Below are 16,575 nucleotides of genomic sequence, written 5' to 3'. Positions count from 1 at the left end.
GAATGAGTGAAGTAGCTTAGCGGCTTGCTTCTCATTCGGGTTAAAAAAATAGTGATGGACTCTAAATCAGCTTTTGTTGAAGCATTTCGGGCACGCACGAAAACAGCAGCGTTACGGGTAATTCGTCTGTATCAACAATTGCCAAAAACAGGTGAAGCCGAAGTAATAGGCAAGCAGCTGTTACGCTCCGCAACATCGGTGGCCGCAAACTACCGGGCCGCCTGTCGGGGCCGTTCGGGGGCAGAGTGGTATGCCAAACTGTGTATTTGCGTGGAAGAAGCCGATGAAACCCAGCTGTGGCTGGAGTTGCTCGGCGATTCCGAAATCTTCCCCAAATCAAAATTGGAAAGCCTGGAGCAGGAGTACCTGGAAATTGTATCAATACTCGCCACCGCCCGCAAGTCTTATTCCGGGAAATGAATGAGTGGCTGAGTGGCTGAGTGAATTATCAAACAGCATTCACTCAGCCACTCATTTACTCATTCACTCATTGAACTCTCACCACCGCATTCACGCTCATGCCGGCGCGTAGCGGGTGCTGGGCATCGACATTATCGAGCACGATTTTCACGGGGACGCGCTGGGTCACTTTCACGAAGTTGCCGCTGGCGTTGTCGGGGGGCAGCAGGGCGAAGCGGGACCCGGTAGCGGCCGAGAGTGACTCGATGTGGCCCCGAAACTCCTGATGAGGGTAGGCATCCACTTCCAGCTTCACGGGCTGGCCCACTTTCATGTCCTCCAGCTGGGTTTCCTTGAAGTTGGCAATGACCCAGGTTTTGTTACTCGACACCAGACCCATGAGCTGCTGGCCGGGGGCCACCACCTGGCCGGGCTGCACGTTTTTCTTGCTCACCGTGCCGTTGCCGGGGGCCAGCAGCGTGGTGTAGCTCAGCTGCAGTTTGGCATTCTCAAGGTCGGCCTGGCGCTGTTTCACCACGGCCTGGGCCACGTTGATTTGCTGCTGAGCGGCCAATACCTGCTGGCGGGCCACGCTCACCTGGTCGGTGGCGGTGGCGCGCTGGGCGCTGGTGGCGCGCAGGTTGGCCTGCACGGCATCGTACTCACTCTGCGGGATGATGTCTTGCTGACGCAGGAATGTGCTGCGTTTCAGGTCTTTCTGGAGCTTGGCCTGGTTGGCCTCACTCACGCCAATGCCGGTTTGGGCAGTGCGCACGCTGGCCTGGGCGGTGGCCACGCCGGCGCGGGCGGCGGCTACCTGCGCCTGGGCGGCGGCCAGGGCGGCCTCGGCGGCATTTACGCGCTGCTGGAAGTCGGCGGGGTCGAGGGTGGCCAGCACGTCGCCTTTTTTCACGGGCTGGTTATCTACCACTTTCACCTCAAGCACCGGGCCGCCCACACGCGGTAGAATCGGGAATACGTCGCCTTCTACCTGGGCGTCGTCGGTGCTTTCGTGGGCTTTGGCAAACTGGTAGCGCGTCCAGCCGTAGTAGCCGCCGGCCAGCAGCACCACCATCAGCACAATGAAAAAAAGCGGATTGCGACGCTTGGGCTCCTCCATCGGCTCGCCCTCAGTGGTGGCGGCGTGGGGGTAAGGAGCAGGAGTGTTTTGCACGTCGGGGGGCGTTTCGGTCTGGGCCATCTTAATTAAATTAAGAATGAGGAAGTAAGAATGAAGAATTACGAAGACAAAGGGGGAGAACGGAGAACTGTTGGAATGAAGCGACCCAAACGGCCAATTCCTCATTCTTCATTAGGCAAAGCGTCGCGCACCAGCATGGTAGCGCAGTGAGCGGTGCGCAGTACGATTTCGGCGGTATTGCCCATCAGAAAGCGGGTGAGGCCCGTTTGGCCGTGCGCGCCGATAATAATCAGGTCGGCTTGTTGGCGGCTGGCTTCGGCCACGATTTCCGGGGCGGCCTCGCCGCGCACCATGCCCGTGTGCACGCGGGCCACACCGGCCTGCTCAGCCGACGCGCGAAAGGCCTGCATCCGGTCTTTGCACGAGCCAAAAACCTGGGCATCAGGCTGCTGGCCGCTGGGGTCTTCCCGCGGCTCGCACACGTGCAGCAGGCGCAGCTCGGCCCCGGTAGCCACGGCCAGCGCCGCCGCGTAGGCCACCAGCCCCGCCGATGCAGCCGAGAAATCAAGCGGACAGAGGATGCTTTTCAATGGGTGAATGGGTGAAGGAGTGAATGAGCAAATGAGGAGTACTGGGAGTAGGAAGGGAGCGAACGCGAAACATTTACTCATTCGCCCATTCACTCCTTCACTCATTTCCAGATAACCTCGCCGGTGGCGCGCTTGAGTTGGTACTGGCCGAGGGTGTAGTTGTACATGGCCTGGGCGCGGGCCAGGCGGGCCTGGGCGAGCTGGGTTTCGGCGTCGAGCACGTCGAGGTTCTGGCCCACGCCGTAGCGGTAGCGGCCCCGGGCGCGGGTGAGGGCATCGGCGGCCTGGGCTATTTGCAGCTGCGAATTATCGTAGCGGGCCTGGCTGAATTCCAGGTTGTTCGCGGCCTGGCGCACGTCGGCGCGGATTTGCTCCTGCGTATCCTGGGTGCGGGCCACGGCGCTGCGCGAGTTGGCCAGGGCTTCCACGCGCTGGTTCTTGTTCTTGTGGCCGTCGAAAATCGGCACCGAGAGCTGCACCACGCCCACCGTATTGGGGCGGATTTGGTTGAGGTTGGGCAGGTAGCCGTTTCTGGCGCCCACCTGCGCGCCCACGCCCAGGCTGGGCATGTTGCTGCGCTCGATGAGATGCTGCTGGAGCGTGGCCGACGTCTCGGCATCGCGCGCCAGCTTGATTTCGGGGCGGTTTTCGTAGGCCTTGGCCAGCTCCGCGTTCACGTCCACGGCCTGGGGCTGGAAAGCCAGCTGGCCCTTCACGGGCAGGTCGGCCTGGCTGGGCTTGTGCAGCAGCCGGGCCAGCTGCACCTGCTGGTTGCGCAGCTGGTTTTGCAGGTCGATGCGGGTATTCTGGGCCTGGGTGATGCGCACGTCGGTGGTGGTCACGTCAAACCTGGTGCTCACGCCGCCTTCCACGCGCTTCTGCATTTCGTTGCGGTGGGCCTGCAGCGACACAATCTGAGCGTCCTGCACCTTAATGCTTTCGCGCATAAACAGGATGTTGTAGTACACCTGCGCCGCGTTGAAGGCCAGGTCGCGGCGGCTCACGGTCACGTTGTCTTTGGCCGTTTGCACCTGCGCTGCGGCCAGCTTCACGGTTGCGTCGCTCTTGCCGAAGTCCAGCAGCAGGTACTGCGCCGTGATGTGGGCGTCGTAATTATTATTGGGCGCAATCTGAAACGACTCGCCGCCCAGCGGTATCTGCACCACGGGGTCGATGCGGGTGTAGGTGGCCGTGCCCGTTACCTGCGGCAAAAACCCGGTGCGGGTCTGCGCCAGCCGGCCGGTGGCGGCGTTGGCCAGCTCATCGAGCGTGGTGATGGCCGGATTGGCATCCAGCACCGAGCGCACGGTGCCATCCAGCGTCAGCGAGTCGGAAATGACATCGATACCCGGCGCGGTTTGCGCCTGAGCCGCACCAGCACCCAGCAGCACCAGGGCAACTGCCGCAACAGCCGGGGAAGAAAAGCGAGAGAACATAGAGAAAAGCAGAGTTGAACCGAGCTGCCCCTTACCGAAAGCTGTGCCAGGGGTCCGGGCACTATGCAGATTGCGCGAAAACCGCGCTCCAGGCATTCTAAAGCCGTTTACAGCCAAGTTCAGACCACGCTGAACATATCCACCGGCCTGCTGTTTTCCTCAAATAATAGGAATTGCTCATAATGCAGTCCTGATATTTCAGGAAATCACCGGGCAGACTGCCGTGCTGACTTGCAGAAGAAGAAGACCATGCCCAACCAAGACGAAACCCTGCTGCTGCATATCAACGAGGCCATTGCTACGGTTCGCGACAAGCATTCGCTCTTCAAAATCGTGACGACGAAGCTGCGCCTCATCTTTCCCTTCGACCTTATCGGCATCAACGTTTTCGATGCGGAGCTGAAGAACAAGCGAATTTTTCTGCGCGATTACTACGGTGAGGAAGAAGTGCCGCCGGCCCAGCCCGGCCTCCCCAATGCCTTCTCGCCCATCGCCGGCTCACCGATTGAGCAGCTGGTGGCCGACCCGCGCGTGCAGCAGCTCACGCTGCTCGGCTACATGGGGCAGTACCCCGATTATGAGCCTTTTATCCGCATGAAGCGGCTCGATATCGTGCAGCTCACGGCCGTGCCGCTGAGCACCGGCGGCCACCTCACGGGGTTTCTCCTGCTGGCCTCGCGCCGCAAGCCCGACTTGTCGGCCGACGACGAAAAGCTGCTGGAAAAAATCGGTTCCCTCATCGCCGTAGCCGTGGCCAACACCCTGGCTTTTGAGGAAGTAGCCCGCCGCGAGCAGGAGCGCACCCTGCAGCTCAACATCACCAACGCGCTGCTCAGCATCAAGCGGCGCGAGCCGCTGTTTCGGGCCGTGGCCGAGGCGCTGAGCCAGGTGGTGTCGTTCGAATACTTTGGTATTCGGGTGCAGCGGGCGGGGCAGGGGCCGGCGTTTCAGGCCTTTGCCGAGTTCTCGCGCACCGGCCCCAGGGCTCCGCTCGCAGCCCTGGGCCCCGACCGCGACAAAGACGAAATCCTGGCCAACGAGGCTGGCATCCACCAGCAAAACACCGCGCTGATGCAAGCCGCTGCCATCTACTCCGGCCCCGAGTTTAAGGCCCTGGCCGTGCGCTACCCGCGCCTGCGCTACGTGTACGAGCACTACCACACCCGCGCCCTGCTGGTGGCCCCCATCTGGCAGCGGCCCGACGGCGCGGCGGTGCTCACGCTCTCGGCCGCCCGCCCCGATGCTTTCCGGCCCGAAGACCTGGCCACCGTGCTGGCCCTCACGCCCCAGATTGCGCTGGCCCTCGAAAACCTCTTCGCCTTCGAGCAGATTGAGGAGCTGAAGGCGCAAGTGGAGCAGGAACGGACGTACCTGGTGGATGAAATCAACACCTCGGCTCGTTTTGGGGCCGACTCGGGCGCGTTCGTCGGCAGCGGCCCGGCCCTGCGGCAGGTGCAGCTGCGCATCAGCCAGGTAGCCCCGACGGATACGACGGTGCTGATATCCGGCGAAACCGGCACCGGCAAGGAGCTGGTGGCCCGTGAGCTGCACAATGCCTCGCCCCGCCACGCCCGCGCCCTCGTCAAGCTCAACTGTGCCGCCCTGCCCGCCAGCCTGATTGAGAGTGAGTTGTTTGGACACGAAAAGGGCGCTTTTACCGGGGCCGTGGAGCGCCGCATGGGCAAGTTCGAGCTGGCCAACGGCGGCACTATTTTCCTGGACGAAATCGGTGAGCTGCCGCTCGACCTGCAGGCCAAGCTGCTGCGCGTGCTTCAGGAGAAGGAATTTGAGCGCCTGGGCGGCACCAAAGTGCTGCACTCCGACGCCCGCGTGATTGCCGCCACCAACCGCGTGCTGGCCGACGAGGTGGCCGCCGGCCGCTTCCGGGCCGATTTGTACTACCGGCTCAACGTTTTCCCCATCGAGCTGGCCCCTCTGCGCGAGCGCCGCGAAGACATTGAGCCGCTGCTGCGCCACTTTATCCAGCGCCTGAGCAAGCGCCTGGGCAAGCCCCCGCGCCAGGTACGCCCCGCCGACCTGGCGGCCCTGCAGGCCTACGCCTGGCCCGGCAATATCCGGGAACTGGAGCACGTGCTGGAGCAGGCCATCATCGTGAGCCAGGGGCTATTTCTGGAATTTGGAGGCTTTGCCGCCGCGCCGCCGGGGCTGGCGGCGGGCGCGGTTTCAGCGGCCGGTTTAGCGCCCCTCAAAACCCTGAAAGAGCAGGAGCGGGACCATATTATGGCGGCATTGCAGCGCACCGGTGGCCGCGTGAGCGGTGCCCAGGGCGCGGCTTTGTTGTTGGATGTCAACCCCAAAACCCTGGAGGCCCGCATGAAAAAGCTGGGCATCCGGCGCACGGTGGGCGTGGAAATGCACTGAGGCAATACAGTCGTGGGTGGCACATGGCCGACAGCAGGTTTCCGGCTTTCGGGACAATTTCATGGCCACTGGTTTGGGCCAGGCGTATGAGGGGGCATTGTTCCACCAATCACGACTCCCTGCTATGGCCACGCCCGTCACCACCCCCAAGCACACCGACCCCGCTACCAAGCGCGACGAGAAGAAAAACGAAACCGAAGTGAAAGACAAGGTTTCCGGCAAAACCAAAGTGACTCAGAAGAAGTAGTCTTCCAAACACATAAAAGAGCCCGGCGCGTCTGACGCGCCGGGCTCTTTTGCGTTCGACAAACATCCTTATTCCCAGTCTTTCAGCAGCCGACGCAGCAAGATGATTTCGCCGGTGTGGTAGGCGTTGTGGTCGGCAATGAGCATGGCCTCGCGCAGAATGGTCTGGCCCGCGCCGTGCGGAATAGTGGCCAGCAGGTCGGTCTTCTCGTCGTGCAGCAAGTCGATAAAGCGCTGCCGGTCGGCCTGGATGTGGTCCAGCGTGGTCTGCCATTGCGGTTCATCGGCGGTAGCGTCGGCGGCGGGCCAGTAGCCGGCCGGCCACTCCGGCGACTCGTGCGCTTCGCCAAGTGAAAACTCCACAATATCCCACTGCGCAATGCGCAGGTGCTCCACCAGTTGCCAGATGGTATAGGGTGCTTCCGGCACACGCCGGTTCCAGATTGCGGGCGTGAGGTCGGCGCAGGCGTCTTCGAACGTGGCGTGCGCGTTGGCCTCGGTGAGCAGGCTGATGAGCTCGGCGACGATGCCTTGTCGGGTGGCTTGGTCCATAAAACAGGGAGTGCTATTTCTTTTTCAGTGCCTGCCAGGCCCCGGTGCTCCACAGCGCCGCGCCCATCAGCACGGGCTGAAAAAACAGCCGCCCCAGCCGCTTGGCATCCGTATCGAGGCCGAAGGCAGAAAGATGGTGGGTGTACTGATAGATATTGCCCGGGAATACGGCGGCATAAAACACGGCCAGCCCCAGGCCCATCCGCACGCGGTTTCTGCCTTTCAGCAGCAGCAGCGCCAGGCCGAGCCCGATTTCCACCACGCCCGATAGCAATACCACGGTGTCCTTGTCCAGCGGCACGAAATCGGGCACCTGGGCCTGAAAATCCTGCCGGGCAAAGGTGAAGTGGCCTATTCCAGCTACGACCATAAAGGTGCCCAGCAGCCCACGGGCCACGTTTTGGAGCGTGGTAGTGTGGATTTCTTGTCGCATAGGTTCCTGAGTGATGAAGTGTGGACGCAATACGGCCGGCCGACGGTGCGGGTGCACGAGGTAGAAGCGGGGGCAAGCCCTACCGGGTACGCCCCCGCCCCTACGCTTAGTGCGCCTGCAACCAGTTCTTACCCGAGCCCACTTCCACTTCCAGCGGCACGCCGCGCGGCAGCAGCAGCGCCGTGGTCATCAGCTCCTTGATTTTTGGGGTGATGTAGGCCACTTCCTCCGCCACGGCGTCAAACACGAGTTCGTCGTGCACCTGGAGTATCATCTTGGTGCCCAGCTTCTCTTCGCGCAGCCAGTGGTGAATATTAATCATGGCCATTTTGATGATGTCGGCGGCCGTGCCCTGGATGGGGGCATTGATGGCGTTGCGCTCGGTGTAGCCGCGCAGCGTGGCGTTGCGCGAGTTGATGTCGCGCAGGTAGCGGCGGCGCTTGAGCAGGGTTTCGGCGTATTCCAGCTCGCGGGCCCGGTTGATACTGTCGTCCATGAAGGCTTTCACCGAGGGGAATTCCTGGAAATAGGTCTCGATAATATCGGTGGCTTCCTTGCGGCTGATGCCGATGCGCTGGGCCAGCCCGAAGGCCGAAATGCCGTAGATGATGCCGAAATTGACGGTTTTGGCCTTGCGACGCATTTCTGAATCCACTTCCTCGATGGGAACATGGAACACCTTGCTGGCCGTGCTGGCGTGCACGTCGATGCCCAGGCGGAAGGCCTCAATCATGGTCTTGTCGCCCGAGAAGTCGGCCATGATGCGCAGCTCCACCTGCGAGTAGTCGGCCGCGAGGAGGACGTGGTTTTCGTCGCGCGGCACGAAGGCTTTGCGGATTTCGCGGCCCCGCTCCGTGCGGATGGGGATATTCTGAAGGTTGGGGTTGGTGCTGGAAAGCCGGCCGGTGGCCGCCACGGCCTGGTTGAAGCTGGTGTGCACGCGGCCATCCACGGGGCTCACGAGCTGGGGAAGGGCCTCCACGTAGGTGCTGCGCAGCTTGGTGAGCTGGCGGTATTCGAGGATGAGGGCGGCGATGGGGTTTTCGGCGGCGAGCTGACTCAGAATTTCCTCGCCGGTGGCGTACTGGCCGGTTTTGGTCTTCTTGACTTTACCCTTGCCGATGTCCATTTTATCGAACAGCACCTCGCCCAGCTGCTTCGGCGAGCCGATGTTGAACTCCTGCCCGGCTTCGCGAAAAATCTGGGTTTCCAGCTCCGCGATGTAGCCCTGCAGCTCGGCCGAATACTCGTTCATGGCCACGCTGTCAATCCGAATGCCCTCGTACTCGATGTCGGCCAGCACGGGCACCAGCGGGTTTTCCACGTCGTTCAGCAAACCCAGCAGGCCCAGCTCCTTCAGCATCGGCTCGAAAACGTGCTTGAGCTGGAGCGTCACGTCGGCATCCTCGCAGGCGTAATCCTTCACCTGGGCCGGCGGCAGGTCGGCCATCGTGATTTGCTTCTTGCCTTTGGGGCCGATGAGGTCCGTGATGGGCACCGGCGAGTAGTGCAGGTAGGTTTCGGCCAGCACGTCCATGTTGTGGCGCATGTCGGGCTCGATGAGGTAGTGGGCCAGCATCGTATCGAACAGCGGCCCCGAAATATTGACCTTGTAGTGCTTGAGGATGGTGAGGTCGTACTTGATGTTCTGACCAATTTTCAGAATCGTTTTCGCCTCAAAAAATGGGCAGAACTCGTCCACAATGGCCTGGGTGGCGGCGTGGTCGTCGGTGGGCACGGGTACGTAGTAGGCCTCGCCCGGCAGCCAGGCGAAGCTCATGCCCACCAGCCGCGCCGTCATGGTATCCAGCCCGGTAGTTTCGGTGTCGAAGCTCACTTCTTCCTGCTGCACCAGAAACGCGAGCAGCGACTGGCGCAGCTCGGGCGTGTCCATCAAGTGGTAGTTGTACGGCACGTCTTCCAGGCGCTTGTGAAGGCCGCCGGGCGCACCGAGGCCCGCAGTTTCGCCTTCCTCCGCGCCGATGGCTACGGCCGCGTCTTCGCTGCTGCCAAATAGCGACGCCTGCCCGCCGGGTACCAGCTTGGGCCGGCGCACGGGCGTGCTGCCGGGCGCGGCCACGCTGGCCGGCGTGCGCTGCGGGCCGCTGCCGCTCAGGATGCGGGCGGCCAGCTGCCGGAATTCCAGCTCCTCAAACAGCTCGCGGAGCGTGGCTTCGTCGGGCGCATCGAGCACCAGCTTGTCGGCCTCAAAATCGAGCGGGACGTTGACGTGGATGGTGGCCAGCTCCTTGCTCATCAGGCCCTGCTCGGCGAAATTGCGCACGTTTTCCTGCTGCTTGCCCTTCAGCTCGTGGGTATTGGCCAGTAGGTTTTCCACCGAGCCGTACTTCTGAATCAGCGCCTTGGCCGTTTTCTCGCCGATGCCGGGGATGCCGGGAATGTTGTCGCTCGCGTCGCCCTGCAAGCCCAGAATATCAATTACCTGCTCCACGCGCTCAATCTCGAAGCGGGCCAGTACGTGGGCCACGTCCAGAATCTCGGCCGCGTTGCCCATGAAGGCGGGGCGGTAGATTTTGATGTTCTCCGTCACCAGCTGGCAGTAGTCCTTGTCGGGCGTCATCATAAACACCTCGAAACCTTCCTTTTCGGCCTTCTGCGCCAGGGTGCCAATCACGTCGTCGGCCTCAAAGCCGTCCATCATCAGAATGGGAATGTGAAAGCCCTGAATGATTTTCTTGATGTAGGGCAGCGCAATGCCAATGTCTTCGGGCATGGCCTGGCGCTGGGCCTTGTACTCGGCGTACTGCTCGTGCCGGAAGGTCTTTTTGGGCCCATCGAAGCACACCCCGATGTGCGTGGGCTTTTCCTTTTGCAGCACTTCCACCAGCGTGTTGGTGAAGCCCAGCACGGCCCCCGTATTCATGCCCTTGGAGTTGATGCGCGGGTTTTTGCTGAACGCGAAGTGCGAGCGGTAAATCAGGGCAAAAGCGTCGAGCAGGAAGAGCTTTTTGGGGGCGGTAGCGGCAGTATCGGTCATGAGGGCGAAGGTACGGGCGCGGGCAGTAGCGCCACCTGCCGGGTGCGCGCCACCGCCCGCAAGCCCCTAAATTCGCTGCAAGCCCTTGTAAAAACCGTCCTGATACGACTTGCCGATGGGCACGAAGTGCCCGCCGCGCAGGTTGGCCGTATTGTCCTCAATGGACTCGATGTGCTGGGTATTGAGCAGGTAGCTGCGGTGCACCCGCACGTAGTTAGCAAACGGCGACAACCGGTTTTCCAGCGCCTTGAGCGTGGTGTACACGATGTATTTCTGCTTGAGCGTCACAATGTTGACGTAGTCCGACAGGGCTTCCACGTACAGCACCTCGTCGAAATTGACGCGCACCATGCGGCTGTTCACCTTCACAAAGAGGTCGGCCGAAGTGGGGGCTTCGGCAACGGGCCCGGCGGCCGGGGCCGCCACCGGGCGGCGCGGCTGCACCCGCTGCACCGCCTGAGTGAAGCGGGCAAAGTCGAAAGGCTTCACCAGGTAGTCGGTCACGCGCAGGTCGAACGCATCCACCGCAAAGTCGTGCCGGGCGGTGGTGATAATGACTTCGGGCGGGTCCGTGAGCACGCGCAGCAGCTCCAGGCCGCTGAGGTGGGGCATCTCAATATCCAGAAACAGCACGTCCACGTGGTTGCCCTCCCGGAAAAAGGTGAGCCCGGCAATGCCATCGGCCAGCGAGGCCACCAGCTTCAGGTTGGGAGTAAGCTCAACGTAGTGTTCGAGGGTCAGACGGTTAATCTCGTCGTCGTCAATGATGGCACAGGTCAGCATAGGAAAAGGCAAAAGGGATGGGTAGCGGCCGGGAGTAGATAAAGCATTTTTCCATTCGCAGACATAAAGTAACCACCGGCCAGGCAAAAGTATGCGCTCGCCCAGAAAACGAATAATTATTGCCCTGGTTATTATGTGGTAATTTTTATATAGTTTTGTGGCGTACTAAGAATGTTGTTTGCGTATTGCCTCCAACTCACCAGTATCAGGCACCTGTCCAATGATTACGAAGTGTATGCGTCTAACGGGTTTCCTGCTGCTGGCTAGTATTGTGGGGGCCCAGGCGGGTAACCGGCCCAAGCCGCTCAAAACGGCCGCGGTCGAAGCCCGCAACGAAACGGCGGCCCCCAGCCTGTCGCGGCACATGCGTGATGCCCGCCGCATCACCATCTTTCTCGAAGATGCCCTGCTGCTCAGCACGGCCCAGCGGTATGCCGTGGCGCGCTGCACCGTGGCCGAGCGCCGGGCCCTGGTGCTGGCCGTTACCGAAGCCGACTTCAGGCAGGCGCAGGGCCAATACCTCAAGGCGCTGCACAAAGTTTTGGCGCTCAGCCAGCTGAATGCCTACGTGGCTCTGTGCCAGCAGCTGGCCGGCACCACCCTGCCCCTCGACGGCACCGAGCTGGCCGTGCGCTAGCCCGCTCCCGGCCCCCAAAAAGCAGCCCGAAGCAGGGCTCCGGGCTACTACTACCTATGCTGCCTAAGCAGTCGTTCAAAAGTAAACAGGTTGTCAGTTGCTTGTTGTTAGTTGTCAGTCAGACGATTACCATCCTGCCAACAACTGACAACTAATGACTGACAACTTAATGCCCTGGGCGGCTTGCGCTACGCCTGCGCGGCCATTTCCTGCTGCACCAGCGCCTGCACGGCGGGCTGCTCGAAATCAGCTTCGGCCTGAATATGGGGCATGAGGCGGCTCATGATGGCATCCTGACGCTGGCCGGCGGCCCAGGCCTCGGCGTAGGGCGTGTGCGAAAACGTGACCTGCGAGTACAGCGGCGTCCAGCGGCCGGGGAACTGGGTGGCGATTTTGGCCTCAATTTTTTTCTGGAGCAGAAAGCGCGGGTCGGCCACCCGGTCGCGCATCTCAATGAAATTGTAGAGCGCCAGGTCGGCCATGGCATCCGTATTGGGCTTGCGCTGCTGCTGAAACTCGGCAAAAATGGTGGGCCAGGCCGCGTCGCCGTGCGCCTCGAGCAGCTCGTTGAGCGCGCTGCAATCCTCAAACCCGGAGTTCATGCCCTGGCCGTAGAAGGGCACAATGGCGTGTGAGGCATCGCCGAGCAGCAGCACGTCGTCGTCGTACTTCCAGGGGAAGCACTTAATGGTGACCAGCGAGCCCGTGGGATGCGCGAAAAACTCCTCCTCCAGGGCCGGCATCAGCGGCACGGCATCGGGGAATACGCGGGTGAAAAAGGCCGTGACTTCGGCCGGGGTTTGCAGCGCGGCGAAGCTCTCGGGGCCTTCGTAGGGAAAAAACAGCGTGCAGTTGAACGAGCCGTCGAGGTTGGGCAGGGCAATCATCAGGTACTGCCCGCGCGGCCAGATATGCAGGGCATTTTTCTCCAGCAGCCAGCTGCCATCGGGGCCGGCCGCGATGGTCAGCTCCTTGTAGCCATACTCCAGGTAGTCCTGCGAGTAGTCGTAGCGGTCGGTTTTTTGCAGGGCGCCGCGCACGGCCGAAAACGCCCCATCGGTGCCAAAAAGGCGGGTATAGGGCACCGTACGGGCCTGCTGGGTGGCCGTGTCGAGCAGGTTGAGCTGCTGCTTTTTCAGGTCGATGCCCAGGCACTGCTGGCCGAAGTGCAGCTGCACGCCGGTCTGGGCCTCGGCCAGGTCGAGCAGGCGGCGGTTGAGGTGGCCCCGGTTCACCGAGTAAATGGCCTGTCCCTCGTGGCCATAGGGCTGGTGGGTGAGGTTGCCCTGCACGTCGTGCATGACCCGGCCGGTCATCGGGATGCCTACCTGGCGAATATCGTTGGCCACGCCCACGCCCCCGAGGGCCCGCCAGCCCCGGTCCGACAGGGCCAGATTGATGGAGCGGCCTTCCTGGAAGCCGGCGCGGCGCGGGTCGGCGCGGCGCTCAAAGACCTGCACCGGATGGCCGCGCCGGGCCAGGTAGAGCGATAAGAGGGAGCCTACCAGGCCGGCTCCCATCACGGTGAGGGGCTCGGTAGCAGGCAGCGGAGCAGCAGTAGTGGACATGGGAGTGGGCTAAGCGGGGTGGGTGGGGCAACGAAATTACTACGGTCCTGGCGCTTGGCCCCGCCCGGCCGGTCGGCGCCACCGGGCTGGGAGGAGTGTTCGCCGGTTAATTAACATACTTAACCGGAAAAATGCCTTATCGGACAACCATCGCCGGACCTTTGACGAATTAGAACTAAACTCATTTTTGCTATGACTCACTTTCGGTTTCGCTACAAACGGGTAGGGTATATGCGCTGGCGCTGCCGGGCTGCCCGCCACCGCACCACCCTGCTGCTATTGCCCCTCACTCCGGCCGCCCGCCACGTGCCCAGCCAGGCCGCGTGGCGGCGCCCGGCTCCGGTTCAGCTGCCAGCCACTCCCCAGCCTCTGGTGCTGCGCGTGGGCCACTACGTGGTAAGCGAGCAGGGCGACCCCCAAATCTCGGGGCATCCCGATATCAGATATTAATCAAGTAATATTTGACCGGATAATATTTAAATAATTAAAAATATAACACCATTCGTTGGATAATGTGGTGAAATAGGGGATGGGTACGAAGAATTAGCGGTATTTTTGCTGCCTACTTTTTAAAAATTCATTCCAAATGCATAATCGTTACCTACTTATCATCTTATCCTTGCTACTGTCGCTGAGTAGCCGGGCACAAGGCCCACAAGCCATCAGTGGAACGGTCCAAACAGAAGCGGGTACCCCGCTGCCGGGAGCCACCGTCATCGTTAAAGGAACCTACACAGGCAGCAGTACCAACGAGGAAGGACAGTTTCAGCTGAAATCGGATTTTTCCAAGGGCCCTGTTACCCTCACGGTCTCGTTCATCGGCTACGAAACGCAGGAGCTGACCCTGAGCGCGCCGGACAATGCCATCAGCATCACGCTGCGGCCCAGCGCCGTGCTCGACCAAGTGGTGGTAGCGGCCTCCCGCGTGGAGGAAAGCATTGGCCAGGTGCCAGTGACGGTGGAGAAGCTCAGCCAGCGCCAGGTAGAGCAAATCACCACCCCCGACCTGGTGGCCGGCCTCGGCCGCTTCAAGGGCATCGACGTGAGCAGCTCCAGCATGCTCACCACCAGCTTCAGCACGCGGGGCTTCAACTCCTCGCGCTCGGAGCGCGTGATTCAGCTGGCCGACTACATGGACACGCAGCTGCCGAGCCTGAGCAGCAACTTCGGCAACCTGCTGGGCACGCCGGTGCTCGACGTGGCCAGCGTAGAAATCGTGCACGGCCCGGCCTCGGCCCTCTACGGGGCCAACGCTTTTAACGGCGTATTGCTCACCAACTCAAAAGACGCCTTCCGCGACCCTGGCCTGACGGTGCGCCTGCGCGGCGGCAACCGCGACATGCTGGATGGCCAGCTGCGCTACGCCACCAAAATCGGGGAGCGGGTGGCGTTCAAGATTTCGGGCGGGGCCATCGTGGCCAACGATTTTATTGCCGATAACCAAAGCGCCACCTCCACCCAGATTGAGCCCGGCAACAACGCCGCCGGCTCGAACCTGGGCTACGATGCGGTGAGCCGCTACGGCGACGTGGGCAACACTTTCACGGCCTCGGGCGGGGCGCTGGCGGGCAAAACGGTGTTTCTACCCGGCTACACGGAGGGCGAGCTGGTGGCCGACGACAACAAAACGTATTCTTACAAAGTGGCCCCCAGCCTGGCCGTGCTGCTCACCAACAGCCTCAAGGCCAGCATCGACTACAAGTACACCAGTACCAACTCGACTTACCAAAGCGCCAGCCGCTACCGCTTCGTGAACAGCGGCGCGCACCAGGGACGGGTGCAGCTGGAAGGTGCCAACTGGTTTGTGCGCGCCTTCACTACCCGTGACTTCTCGGGCAGCCGCGACCCTCAAACGGATGGCTCTTACAACCTGGGCTTCTTGGGCGCGTTCCTGCAAACGCAGATTGCTCCCAACTTCACCGTGCCCAACAGCAGCGGCGGCACCCGCCCCGGCACCTACGCCGAGCGGTACTTTGGCACCTACGCGACCAGGTATAACCAAGCCTTCGCTACCAACGGCAACAACGCCGACGGGGCAGCCCAGACGGCCCGCGATTTCGCCAATGCCAATGCCCCGCTGCTGCAGCCCGGCACGCCGGAATTTAACGCGGCCCGCAACCAGATTATTCATGACCCGACGCCCGGCAAGGGCGCGCGCCTGGTTATCCGCTCTATCCTTAACGAGGGCAGTGGGCAGTACACCTTCAAAAACAACTTTGCGGACGTGACCGTAGGGGCCGCCTACCGCCAGTTTCTGCTGGGTTCGGACGGCAGCTTGTTTGAGGACGTAAAGGATGGCGAGCGCATCAAAAACTACGAGTACGGCGCTTACGCCCAGGCCAGCAAGACCTTGCTCGACGACCACCTGAAGCTGGCCGCCGCCGGCCGCGTCGACCGCTTCCAGAACTTCGGCACGGCGTTTTCGCCCCGGGCCTCGGCGGTGTATTCACTGGGAGCTGACAAGCTCCAGAACTTCCGCGCCAGCTTTAGCCGCGCTTTCCGGGCTCCCACGCAGAACGACCAGTACATCCGCCTCGATGTGGGCCGGGCCATTCTGCTGGGCAACGTGCGCGGCGGCTTCCAGGGCTACACTACGGCGCTTACCCCGCAGTTGCCCGGCATTCTGGCCCCCACCCGCACGGCCGAGCTGGCCGGCTTCGAGTACAGCAGCCCCGCGCTCAAGCTGGAGGAGGTGAACAGCTTCGAGCTGGGCTACCGCGCCCAGCTGGCGAAGAAGCTATACGTCGATGTGGATTACTTCTACAACACGTACAACAACTTCATCGCCACCCAGAACTTCATTGGCAACGTGGACGGCACCCGCCCCACGGCCCAGCAAATTGGCGCGGCGGCCCCTGGCCGCTTCCAGAGCAGCGCCCTGCCCACCCGCGTCATCCAGATTGCCACCAACGTAGACCAGCGCGTACAGAGCCAGGGCGCGGGCATCACCCTCACCTACGCCTTTGCCCCGGCCCTCAGCGTGAGCGGCAACTATAGCTACAACGACCTCATCACGAAGGATTTCAAGGTCGGCACCCAGTCGTTCTTCAATACGCCGCGCAACAAGTTCAACCTCGGTATCGACGGCCAGCTGCTGGACCGCGCCTTCAGCTACAACCTGAACTACCGCTGGGTCGACAGCTTCCTCTATGAGTCGACCTTTGCCACCGGCACCGTGCCCACCGCCCAGACGGTAGACGCGCAGCTCGGCTACACCATCAAGCCGCTGCACACCACCGTGCAGGTCGGCGGTACCAACCTCCTCGACTCGCCCAATCTGCAGGTGTACGGTGCTCCCAACTACGGTCGTATCGTGTACGCGGGTCTGCTGTTTGATATTAAGTAACCGCTGCTATATCAACCTCATAAGAAAGTCCCGGCCAGCTATTGGTCGGGACTTTCTTGCTTTA

Annotated in this window: 14 protein-coding genes; 6 read left to right on the top strand and 8 right to left on the bottom strand. The window is 61.8% G+C overall.

Annotated features, from left to right (window positions below):
* Positions 1–24: 24 nt before the first annotated feature.
* Positions 25–420, top strand: coding sequence for a four helix bundle protein (locus ABD819_RS00715; RefSeq protein ID WP_345119892.1), 396 nt, complete (start codon positions 25–27; stop codon positions 418–420).
* Positions 421–487: 67 nt separating this feature from the next.
* On the opposite strand, the gene ABD819_RS00710 is transcribed toward ABD819_RS00715, so the two are convergent.
* From ABD819_RS00710 to ABD819_RS00700, 3 genes are all read right to left on the bottom strand, one after another.
* Positions 488–1,600, bottom strand: coding sequence for an HlyD family secretion protein (locus ABD819_RS00710; protein WP_345119890.1), 1,113 nt, complete (start codon positions 1,598–1,600; stop codon positions 488–490).
* A gap of 101 nt (positions 1,601–1,701) precedes the next feature.
* The gene (locus ABD819_RS00705; protein ID WP_345119889.1) at positions 1,702–2,130 is read right to left on the bottom strand and encodes a universal stress protein; all 429 of its coding nucleotides are present in this window, start codon (positions 2,128–2,130) and stop codon (positions 1,702–1,704) included.
* Between the two features lie 101 nt (positions 2,131–2,231).
* The gene (locus tag ABD819_RS00700; protein WP_345119887.1) at positions 2,232–3,566 is read right to left on the bottom strand and encodes a TolC family protein; all 1,335 of its coding nucleotides are present in this window, start codon (positions 3,564–3,566) and stop codon (positions 2,232–2,234) included.
* Positions 3,567–3,815: 249 nt separating this feature from the next.
* Between ABD819_RS00700 and ABD819_RS00695 the strand changes: the two genes are divergently transcribed.
* Together ABD819_RS00695 and ABD819_RS00690 are read left to right on the top strand one after the other, a co-directional pair.
* Entirely contained in the window at positions 3,816–5,948 is a 2,133-nt protein-coding gene (locus ABD819_RS00695) for a sigma-54-dependent Fis family transcriptional regulator (RefSeq protein WP_345119885.1), read from the top strand.
* 124 nt (positions 5,949–6,072) lie between these two features.
* Positions 6,073–6,195, top strand: coding sequence for a hypothetical protein (locus ABD819_RS00690; RefSeq protein ID WP_262891837.1), 123 nt, complete (start codon positions 6,073–6,075; stop codon positions 6,193–6,195).
* 68 nt (positions 6,196–6,263) lie between these two features.
* On the opposite strand, the gene ABD819_RS00685 is transcribed toward ABD819_RS00690, so the two are convergent.
* The 4 genes from ABD819_RS00685 to ABD819_RS00670 form a co-directional block, all read right to left on the bottom strand.
* The gene (locus ABD819_RS00685; protein WP_345119881.1) at positions 6,264–6,746 is read right to left on the bottom strand and encodes a DinB family protein; all 483 of its coding nucleotides are present in this window, start codon (positions 6,744–6,746) and stop codon (positions 6,264–6,266) included.
* Positions 6,747–6,759: 13 nt separating this feature from the next.
* Positions 6,760–7,179 carry a DoxX family protein gene (locus ABD819_RS00680; protein ID WP_345119879.1) on the bottom strand — a complete coding sequence of 140 codons (420 nt, stop codon included), beginning with the start codon at positions 7,177–7,179 and terminating at the stop codon, positions 6,760–6,762.
* A gap of 106 nt (positions 7,180–7,285) precedes the next feature.
* Positions 7,286–10,177: a DNA polymerase I gene (polA, locus tag ABD819_RS00675; RefSeq protein ID WP_345119877.1), complete on the bottom strand. Its 2,892-nt coding sequence runs from the start codon at positions 10,175–10,177 to the stop codon at positions 7,286–7,288.
* Positions 10,178–10,243: 66 nt separating this feature from the next.
* Complete coding sequence (locus ABD819_RS00670) at positions 10,244–10,960, bottom strand: LytR/AlgR family response regulator transcription factor (protein WP_345119875.1); 717 nt, start codon at positions 10,958–10,960, stop codon at positions 10,244–10,246.
* Positions 10,961–11,195: 235 nt separating this feature from the next.
* Between ABD819_RS00670 and ABD819_RS00665 the strand changes: the two genes are divergently transcribed.
* Positions 11,196–11,597, top strand: coding sequence for a hypothetical protein (locus ABD819_RS00665; RefSeq protein WP_345119873.1), 402 nt, complete (start codon positions 11,196–11,198; stop codon positions 11,595–11,597).
* Between the two features lie 188 nt (positions 11,598–11,785).
* Here ABD819_RS00665 and ABD819_RS00660 read toward each other — a convergent pair whose 3' ends face one another.
* A complete protein-coding gene (locus ABD819_RS00660) occupies positions 11,786–13,165 on the bottom strand; it encodes an FAD-dependent oxidoreductase (protein WP_345119871.1) in 1,380 nt (459 codons plus the stop codon).
* Between the two features lie 192 nt (positions 13,166–13,357).
* Here ABD819_RS00660 and ABD819_RS00655 point away from each other — a divergent pair, with 192 nt between their 5' ends.
* Together ABD819_RS00655 and ABD819_RS00650 are read left to right on the top strand one after the other, a co-directional pair.
* The gene (locus ABD819_RS00655; RefSeq protein ID WP_345119869.1) at positions 13,358–13,615 is read left to right on the top strand and encodes a hypothetical protein; all 258 of its coding nucleotides are present in this window, start codon (positions 13,358–13,360) and stop codon (positions 13,613–13,615) included.
* 136 nt (positions 13,616–13,751) lie between these two features.
* On the top strand, positions 13,752–16,511 hold the full coding sequence (locus ABD819_RS00650; RefSeq protein WP_345119867.1) for a TonB-dependent receptor: 2,760 nt from the start codon (positions 13,752–13,754) through the stop codon (positions 16,509–16,511).
* The last annotated feature ends 64 nt before the right edge of the window (positions 16,512–16,575 follow it).

This window comes from Hymenobacter antarcticus (assembly GCF_039539545.1).
GTDB lineage: Bacteria > Bacteroidota > Bacteroidia > Cytophagales > Hymenobacteraceae > Hymenobacter > Hymenobacter antarcticus.
The sequence above is the reverse complement of the archived record's forward strand: the minus strand, read 5'-3'. Positions and strand labels throughout refer to the sequence as shown.